Origin of the sequence: Catenulispora rubra, assembly GCF_015356825.1 — a bacterium.
GTDB lineage: Bacteria > Actinomycetota > Actinomycetes > Streptomycetales > Catenulisporaceae > Catenulispora > Catenulispora rubra.
Genome location: NZ_JAACYW010000387.1, coordinates 1 through 9,289, shown reverse-complemented (window position 1 = coordinate 9,289; position 9,289 = coordinate 1). Strand labels below are relative to the sequence as shown.

General features: G+C 71.1%; 3 protein-coding genes. All 3 read right to left on the bottom strand.

Annotated features, from left to right (window positions below; all coding sequences use genetic code 11):
- Positions 1-1,624, bottom strand: a 1,624-nt coding sequence (locus GWK61_RS49775) for a type I polyketide synthase (RefSeq protein WP_438939827.1), incomplete at its 3' end; no start/stop codon positions are given.
- Positions 1,624-8,622: an SDR family NAD(P)-dependent oxidoreductase gene (locus GWK61_RS57860; RefSeq protein ID WP_323748124.1), complete on the bottom strand. Its 6,999-nt coding sequence runs from the start codon at positions 8,620-8,622 to the stop codon at positions 1,624-1,626. The genes GWK61_RS49775 and GWK61_RS57860, both read right to left, overlap by 1 nt.
- 57 nt (positions 8,623-8,679) lie before the next feature.
- A partial coding sequence (locus GWK61_RS49755; RefSeq protein WP_228564262.1) for a phosphopantetheine-binding protein occupies positions 8,680-9,289 on the bottom strand: 610 nt, incomplete at its 5' end.

Below are 9,289 nucleotides of genomic sequence, written 5' to 3'. Positions count from 1 at the left end.
GGGGTCGGTCTAGGACTGTGAGGAGGCGGGTGGCGGTGTCGCGCAGGGCGCCTGTGCTGCGGGCGCTGATCGGCAGCATGACCGGGATCGGCTCGACCTCGACCTGATCGGCAGCATCAGCAACAACTCCGGCGGCGGTAATGGTCGCTGCTTCGGGCTCGGCCGCGGTCTCTGCCCCGGTGGCTGTGTCAGGTTTCTGAGTGGGTGTTTCTTCAGCAGCGGGTGTGGTGGCGGGGGGTTGTTCCAGGATCAGGTGTGCGTTGGTGCCGGATACTCCGAATGCTGAGATCCCGGCCCGGCGTGGTTGTCCGGTTTCCGGCCACTGCACCGGTGTCGTCGCCAGTTCCAGTGGTCCGGCTTCCCAGTCGATGTGGTGGCTGGGTGCGTCGATGTGCAGGGTCTGCGGGATGGTGCCGTGCCGCATCGCTTGTATCAGCTTGATGATTCCGGCGGCTCCGGCTGCTGCCTGGGTGTGTCCGATGTTGGATTTCAGCGACCCCAGATACAGGGGCCTGCCGTGCGGCCGTTCGCCGTAGGCGGCGTTCAGCGCTCCGGCCTCGATCGGGTCACCGAGGGTGGTGCCGGTGCCATGCGCCTCGATCACATCCACGTCCGCCGGCGCCAGACCCGCGTTGGCCAGCGCCGCGGCGATCACCCGCTCCTGCGAGGGACCGTTCGGCGAAGTGAGGCTGCTGCTCGCGCCGTCCTGGTTGACCGCCGAGCCGCGGACCACCGCGTGGATGTGGTGGCCGTTCGCGATGGCGTCCGACAACCGTTCGACCAACAGCAGCGCCGCGCCCTCGCTCCAGCCGGTGCCGTCGGCCGCCTCGGCGAACGCCTTGCACCGGCCGTCGGCCGCGAGCCCGCGCTGGCGCGAGAACTCCACGAACACCGTCGGTGCGGCCATCACCGTCACGCCGCCGACCAGCGCCAGGTCGCACTCCCGGTTCCGAAGCGCCTGTCCGGCCAGATGCACGGCGACCAGCGACGACGAACACGCGGTGTCGATCGTCACCGCGGGCCCGGTCAGGCCCAGCGTGTAGGCGACCCGGCCGGAGGCCACGCTTCCCGCGCTGCCGTTGCCGACCTGCCCCTCGAACCCCTCCGCGCCGCTGTTGAACGTCCCGTAGTCGTCGTACATGACGCCGGTGTAGACGCCGGTCTGCGTTCCGCGCAGTGTGGTGGGGTCGATGTTGGCGTCTTCCAGGGCTTCCCAGGCCAGCTCCAGTAGCAGCCGCTGCTGGGGGTCGGTGGCCGTGGCCTCGCGCGGGGACATGCCGAAGAACGCCGGGTCGAATTCGCCGGCGTCGTAGAGGAATCCGCCGTGTCGGGTGTAGCTGGTGCCGCCGTGGTCGGGGTCCGGGTCGTAGAGCGTGTCCAGGTCCCAGCCGCGGTTGTCGGGGAAGTCGCCGATGGCGTCATCCCCGCCGTCGAGCAGTGACCACAGCTGATCCGGGCCGGCCACGCCGCCGGGCAGCCGGCACGCCATCCCGATGATCGCCAACGGCTCGTTGGCCCGCTTCTCCGCTGCCGACAGACGTTCGCGCGTCTTGTACAGGTCGGCGGTCGCGCGCTTGAGGTAGTCGAGGAGCTGTTCGGAGTTCGGCATCGTGGACCGGCCAATCATCGGAGGCTGCTGGGGGAGTCGTCACCGAGCGCCTGCTCGAGCAGGTCGAAGACCTCCTCGGCGGAGGCCGACTCGAGGTGGGTCACCACGTCTCGGTGTTCGGAGGCGTCGTCCGGGCTGTCGCCGAGCCGGCGCACGAGGCTGGTCAACCGGCCGAGCGCGCGGGTCCGGAGCCGGTCGTCCTGCGAGGCGGCCTGGAACAGCGCGTTCGCCAGCCGGTCCAGATCGCCGAGGAGCACCGTCCCGGGGTCGTTCTCGGCCGCGAGCCGCGTGTGCAGGTGCTGTGCCAGCGCCTCCACGGTCGGGTGGTCGAAGATCAGGGTGCTGGCCAGTCGCAGGCCGCTGGCCCGCTCCAGCCGGTTGCGCAGTTCGACCGCGGTGAGCGAGTCGAAGCCCAGATCGAGCAGTCCCGCTCGGGTGTCGATGCTCTGCGGTTCGGCGTGCGCCAGGACCGCCGCCGCCAGCCGCTGCACCAGACGCATGACGGTGTCCAGCTGCTCGGCGGGCTTCTGGCCGGCCAGTTTCGCAAGCAGTTCACGGGCCCCGGACGCGTCGATGTCTGCCGGCGCCGTACTGCCGCGCTGGTTCCGGGCCCGCGGAAGGAGAGGATGGGGATCGGTGGCGCGGTTGTTCAGGCCGGTGGCGACCAGGTGCGCCCGGCCGTCCGCCAGAGCTTGGTCGAGCAGGTGGAGGGCGTGGTCGGTGGCGAGGGTGGCGAGTCCGGTGGTGGCCAGGCGCCGGCGATCGGTGGCTGTGAGGTGGGAGGTCAGGGACGTGGCGTCGTGCCAGAGCCCGTAGGCGATGGCGGTGGCCGGCTTGCCCTGGGCGCGCCGGTGGTGGGCCAGGGCGTCGAGGTAGGCGTTCGCGGCGGCGTAGTTGGCCTGGCCGGGCGAGCCGAGGACCGCGGCGATGGACGACGTCGCGACGAACTGTGTCAGCGGCGTCTCGGCGGTGAGCTGGTGCAGCCAGGCGGCGGTGTCGGCCTTCGCCCGCAGCACCCGGTCGAGGTGGCCGGGGCTCTGGGCCGTGACGAGCGCGTCGTGGAGCACCGCGGCGGTGTGGATCACCGCGGTCAGCGGGTGCCGCTGATCGATGTTCTTCAGGAGCGCGGCCAGTTGTTCGGGGTCCGCGGTGTCGCAGGCGACGAGCTCGGGCTCGGAACCGAGGGCGGTCAGACGTTCGGTGAGCTGTCCGGCCTCGGGGTGGTCCGGCCCCCGACGGCTCGCCAGGATCAGGTGCCTGATGCCGTGCTGTTCGATCAGATGCGCGGCGATGTGCCCGGCCACGACGCCGGTTCCGCCGGTGATCAGTACGGTGCCGTCCGGATCGAGAGCGGGGGAGCTGTCGTCACCGCCGGTCTCGGTCGATTGGAGCCGGGGGACGAGCAGCTGCTCCTCGAACCAGGCCGTTTGTGCGTGTCCTGACGCCAACGCCTTGCCGAACGCGGACTCGTCGGCTGTGTCACCGTCGGTGTCACCGTCGGTGTCGGTGTCGAGCAGCACGATGCGGTCGCGGTGCTCGTTCTGTGCGACGCCGGTCAGGGCCCAGACAGCGGCGTGAACCGGGTTCGGCGTGCCGACCGCGGCCGTCGCGTGCCGGGTGACGACGAGCAGCCGCGTCTGGCGCAGGCGGTCGTTCGTCAGGAACCCGGTGAGCAGCGCGAGCTGGTCGGCGCAGGCCTGGTGCAGGCGGTCGACATGAGTCCGGGTGTCGCTGTCCGGGTCGTCCTCCGGCTGGGTTCCGACGACGTGTATCAGCACCTTTGGCGCGGCGTCGTCTTGAACCATCGCCTGAGCCAGAGCACCTATATCCGCCGCCGTCGCGACGGTCACCCGGTCGTGGCTGTCGGAACCGCCGCTGTCGGCCACGCCGGCCAGGTCGACCTGGTCGGCCGGCGTCCAGACGAGATGGAGCATCGGTGGTGCGCCGGTCAGGTTCTGCAGGGCGGTGGGCCGCAGATGGATGGCCTGGATCGTCAGTGCGGGCGCGTCGCCCGCACCGGTGGCGCTCAGAGTCAGGGTGTTGTCATCCGGGCCGGGATTCATGACGGTGTGCAGTTCTGCGCCCGGGCGGCCGTGCAGGCTGATGCCGCTGTAACTGTAGGGCAGCAGGATCTGGCCGGTGTCCGTGGCTCCGGGTGCGGCTTGGGGGTGGAACGCGGCGTCCAGGAGTGTCGGGTGGACGGTGTAGCCCTGATGGCTCTGGCCGTCGGCGAGCCGGCTCAGCGTGCGGGTTCGTCCGCTCGCGGGGTCGGTGTGCGCCTCGGCGACGGCTTGGAAGGCCGGTCCGTAGTGGTAGCCGCGCGCGGTGAGCGCCGGGTAGAGCTGGTCGAGATCGACCTGCTGCCAACCGCTGGCCGAGTCCGCGGTCTCTGGAACCGCCGGATCGGCTCGCTCACCCTTCGCCCCGGTCACGGCTGTGGCGTGCAGGCTCCAGGGCTGATCCGCGAGCTGCCGGCCGTGGACGGTGAGAGTGCGTCGTCCGTCCGGGTCCGGTGGCGTGAGGGTGATGTGCAGCTGCGTGGTCTGGGCGACGGTGATCGGCGCGTGCAGGGTGAGCTCGTCGACGAACGTGTGCCCGTGTTCTGCGACGCAGGTCAGTGCCAGGTCCAGGACGGCCGCGCCGGGCAGCACGGGAGTGTCGCCGATCGCGTGGTCCGGGATCCAGTCGGGCTGGTCCGGCTCGATCCGGCCGGTGTAGTGCACGGTGCCGTCGGGGGCGTCGGCGCGAACCGTGAGCAGCGGGTGGGTCACCGGCGTCAGGCCGAGGTCTTCAGGCCTGGCGCCGGCCTTCTTGGCGGCCGGGAGCCAGTGGTACTGGTGTTGGAACGGATAGGTGGGCAGGTCGGTGTGCTGGGCCGGCTCGGCCGGAGGGCAGGTGATCGGGGTGCCGTGGGTGTGGAGGTGGGCTATCGCGGTGTAGAGGGTGCGGGTGTCGGGCCCTTCGGGGTGCAGAGTGGACGCGGCCCAGACGTCGGGGGCCGCGCCGAGCGTGGCCTTGACCAGCGTGGTGAGGGTGGTGTCGGGTCCGAGCTCGAGATAGCCGGTGGCGCCGACGCTCTGCGTGTGCGCGATCGCCTGGTGGAAGTGGACGGGGCGGCGGATCTGCTGCGTCCAGAACTCGGGGTCTGCGAGCTGTTCGGCCGTGGCCGGTTCCGGGGTCGCGGTGACGAGCGGGATGGCCGGCGCCCGCCAGCTGACGCTTTCCGCGACGGTGCGGAACTCGGCCAGGATCGCTTCGGTGGCCCGCGAGTGGTAGGCGTGCGCGGTGTGCAGTGTCCGGGTCCTGATGCCCGACTGCTGGAGGGCCCCGGCCAGCGCGGTCATGGCTTCCGGCGGTCCGGCCAAAGTGGTGGCCGCCGGGGTGTTGTGGGCGGCGATGTCGACGTCGGGGTGGTCGAGCAGCAGTTCTTCGATGCGCTCGGGGCCGGCGTGCGCGGTGAGCATCGTGCCGGCGGGCATGGTGTGCATGAGTCGTGCCCGCGCGCAGATGAGCTTCGCGGCGTCGGTGAGGGTGAGGATGCCTGCGGCGTGGGCGGCGCTGAGCTCGCCGATGGAGTGTCCGGCGACCAGGGCCGGTGCCGGGGTGAGTGTGTGCAGGAGCCGGAACAGCGCGGTGTGGACCGCGAACAGTGCCGGCTGTGTGTAAGCGGTGGTCGCCAGCAACTCGGCTTCGGGACTGCCCTGCGCGGACAGGACGACCGGCGCCAGCGGGTGTTCGAGGTACTGGTCGCAGGCCTCGCAGGCTTCGTCGAACGCCTGCTTGAAGGCCGGGAAGACGTGGTACAGGCCGGCGGCCATGCCAGGGCGTTGCGATCCCTGGCCGGAGAACAGATAGCACACCGTCGCCGCGTTCGCGGCGTTGCCGACGATCAGGTCCGGGTGTTCGGTCCCGTCGGCCAGCGCCAGCAGCGCGTGCCGGGCTTGTTCGTGGCCGGTGGCCAGGACGATGGCCCGGTCGGGGAGTTGGGCGCGGCCGTGGGTGAGGGTGTGGGCGATGTCGCTCAGCGCGGGTGGCCGCGGTTGGTCGAGCAGCTGGGCCAGACGGGCGCCGGCCTCCCGCAGCGCGGAGCCGCCCCGGGCACTGACCGGCAGCACCGTCGGCAGAGTGCCGCCGTCCCCGGCCTCGGCGGCGTCGGCCACCGGCGACAGCGGCGCTTCCTCGACGATGACGTGCGCGTTGGTGCCGGAGACACCGAAGGCTGAGATACCCGCTCGACGCGGCGCACCGGTGTCGGGCCAGTCGGCGGACGAGGTCAGCAGCTCCAGGGGCCCGGCTTCCCAGTCGATGTGGTGGCTGGGTGCGTCCACGTGCAGGGTCTGCGGGATCGTGCCGTGCTGCATGGCCTGGACCATCTTGATGATCCCGGCTGCCCCGGCTGCTGCCTGCGTATGCCCGATGTTGGACTTCAGCGACCCCAGATACAGGGGCCTGTCATGCGGCCGTTCGCGGTAGGCGGCGTTCAGCGCCCCGGCCTCGATCGGGTCGCCGAGGGTCGTGCCGGTGCCGTGCGCCTCGATGACGTCGATGTCGGCCGGGGCCAGGCCCGCGTTGGCGAGCGCGGTGGCGATGACGCGCTGCTGCGCGGGGCCGTTGGGTGCGGTGAGGCCGTTGCTGGCACCGTCCTGGTTGATCGCCGATCCTCGTATCAGGGCATGGATTCGGTGCCCGTTGGCTCGCGCGTCCGACAGCCGTTCCAGCAGCAGCAGCGCCGCACCCTCGGCCCAGCCGGTGCCGTCGGCCGCTTCGGCGAACGCCTTGCACCGTCCGTCGACGGACAGCCCGCGCTGGCGCGAGAACTCCACGAACAACGTCGGCGCGGCCATCACCGTCACGCCGCCGACGAGGGCCAGATCGCACTCCCGGTTCCGCAGCGCCTGTCCCGCCAGATGTACCGCCACCAGCGACGACGAACACGCCGTGTCCACCGTCACGGCCGGGCCGGACAACCCCAGCGAGTACGCGACCCGGCCGGTGGCGACGCTCGCGTTGTCACCGGTGATCCGGTAGCCCTCGAACTCGTTCGAGCTCTGACCACCCTGGACCGCGTAGTCCTGGACGATCAGTCCCGCGTAGATCGCCGTTTGCGACCCGCGCAGCGTCGTGGGGTCGATGTGGGCGTCCTCCAGCGTCTCCCACGCGAGCTCCAGCAGCAGGCGCTGCTGCGGATCCGTCGCCGTGGCCTCGCGCGGCGACATCCCGAAGAAGCCGGGGTCGAACTCGCCGGCCTCGTGCAGGAACCCGCCCTGCCGCGTGTAGCTCGTCCCCTGGTGGTCCGGATCCGGGTCGAACAGGTGCGCCAGGTCCCAGCCGCGGTTGTCGGGGAACTCGCCGATCGCGTCGCCGCCGCCGGCCAGCAGCGTCCACAGCTGCTCGGGCCCGGTCACGCCGCCGGGCAGCCGGCAGGCCATGCCGACGATCGCCAGCGGCTCGCTGGCCTGCTGCTCGTACTGCTCCAGGCGCTCGTGCGCCCGGTACAGGTCGCCGGTGACGCGCTTGAGGTATTCCAGGAGTTGCTCGGAGTCGGGCATCGTGGACCGGCCAATCATCGAGGACTGATTACGGATCTGGGGCCCGGCGGGCTGCGGGAGCGGGGGACGTCCTCGGGGTCCGGCGGCGGGCGGTTGTTCGAGGATCAGGTGGGCGTTGGTGCCGGAGACGCCGAAGGCCGAGATGCCGGCGCGGCGCGGCTGTCCGGTGTCGGGCCAGCGGGCCGGCGCGGTCAGCAGTTCCAGCGGCCCGGCTTCCCAGTCGATGTGGTGGCTGGGTGCGTCGACGTGCAGGGTCTGCGGGAGGACGCCGTGCCGCATGGCCTGTATCAGCTTGATGATTCCGGCGGCGCCGGCGGCGGCCTGGGTGTGTCCGATGTTGGACTTCAGCGAGCCCAGATACAGAGGTCTGCCGTGCGGCCGGTCGCGATAGGCGGCGTTCAGGGCTCCGGCTTCGATGGGATCCCCGAGTGTCGTGCCGGTTCCGTGGGCTTCGACGACGTCGATGTCCGCCGCCCCCAGCCCGGCGTTGGCCAGGGCCGCGGCGATGACGCGTTGCTGGGCGGGGCCGTTCGGCGCGGTCAGCCCGTTGCTGGCGCCGTCCTGGTTGACCGCCGAACCGCGTACCACGGCGTGGATCCGCCGACCGTTCGCGACCGCGTCCGACAGGCGCTCCACCACCAGCAGTGCCGCGCCCTCGGCCCAGCCGGTTCCGTCGGCGGCCTCGGCGAACGCTTTGCATCGCCCGTCTGCCGCCAGTCCCCGCTGCCGCGAGAACTCCACGAACACCGTCGGCGTGGCCATGACGGTGACGCCGCCGACCAACGCCAGATCGCATTCCCGGTTCCGCAGCGCTTGCCCCGCGAGGTGTACCGCGACCAGGGACGACGAGCACGCGGTGTCGATCGTGACGGCGGGGCCGGTCAGGCCCAGCATGTAGGCGACCCGGCCGGACGCCACGCTGCTCGCGCTGCCGTTCGCCAGGTAGCCCTCGAACACGTCTGTGGTCGGCAGCTTGTATCCGTAGTCGTCGTACATGACGCCGGTGTAGACGCCGGTCGGCGATCCCCGCAGTGTGGTGGGGTCGATGTTGGCGTCTTCCAGGGCCTGCCAAGCCAGTTCCAACAACAGCCGTTGTTGCGGATCGGTGGCGGTGGCCTCGCGCGGCGACATCCCGAAGAAGCCCTGGTCGAAATCGCCGGCGTCGTAAAGGAATCCGCCCTGCCGCGTGTAGCTGGTCCCCGGATGGTCGGGATCGGAGTCGAACAGGTGCGCCAGATCCCAGCCGCGGTTGTCGGGGAAGTCTCCGATCGCGTCGCCGCCGGCGGCCAGCAGCGTCCACAGCTGGTCCGGACCGGCGACTCCGCCGGGCAGCCGGCAGGCGATGCCGATGATCGCCAACGGCTCGGTGGCGCGGCCCTCGGCCTGGCTCAGGCGCTCTTTCGTCCGGCGTAGATCTTGCGCGGTGCGCTTGAGGTACGCACGGAGTTCTTCGGCGTCCGCCATGTTCTGTCGTTCCTCCAATCGACCGACGAGTGGGATGGTCCGGGAAGCACCGTTCGGCTAGGCGCCGCCCAGCTCACCGTCGAGGAACTGGAAGAGCTCCTCGTCGGTGCCGGTGTCGATCGGGTCGGCGGACGTGGCGGCGGCGACCGGCCGGCCGATGCTCCACCGCCGGATGAGGTCCTTGAGCCGACCGTGGATCTCGTCGTACGTCGCGTCGTCCATGACGGTGTCGTCCACGCCGGTCTCGAGGCGGTGGAGCGCGGCGAGCAGGGTGGGTTCCGGACCGGCTTCGGGCTCGGGCTCGGGCGCCAGGAGTGCCTGCAGGTGCTGGGCCAACGCTTCAGGGCTCGGGTGGTCGAAGACCAGAGTGCTGGCCGGTCGCAGGCCGGTCGCGCGACCGACGCGGTTGCGCAGTTCGACGGCCATCAGTGAGTCGAAACCGAGGTCTCTGAACGTGACGATCGCCGGAACGGTGCCCGGATTCTGGTGCCCGAGGATTTCGGCGGCCAGACGCTGTACCAGACGGATGAGGGTGTTGAGCTGCTCGGCGGAGTCTTGGGACGCCAGATTGACGGTGAGGGTGGCGGCGTCGAGACCGTCCGCGACGCGGTCGGAGGCTGTCGCCGTGGACTCGGCCTCCGGGGCTACGCGGGCGGCGTGCGGGAGG

Excerpts from the sequence above, each read along its gene's own strand:
- GWK61_RS57860 (WP_323748124.1), bottom strand. The coding sequence starts at position 8,622 with ATGGCGGACGCCGAAGAACTCCGTGCGTACCTCAAGCGCACCGCGCAA.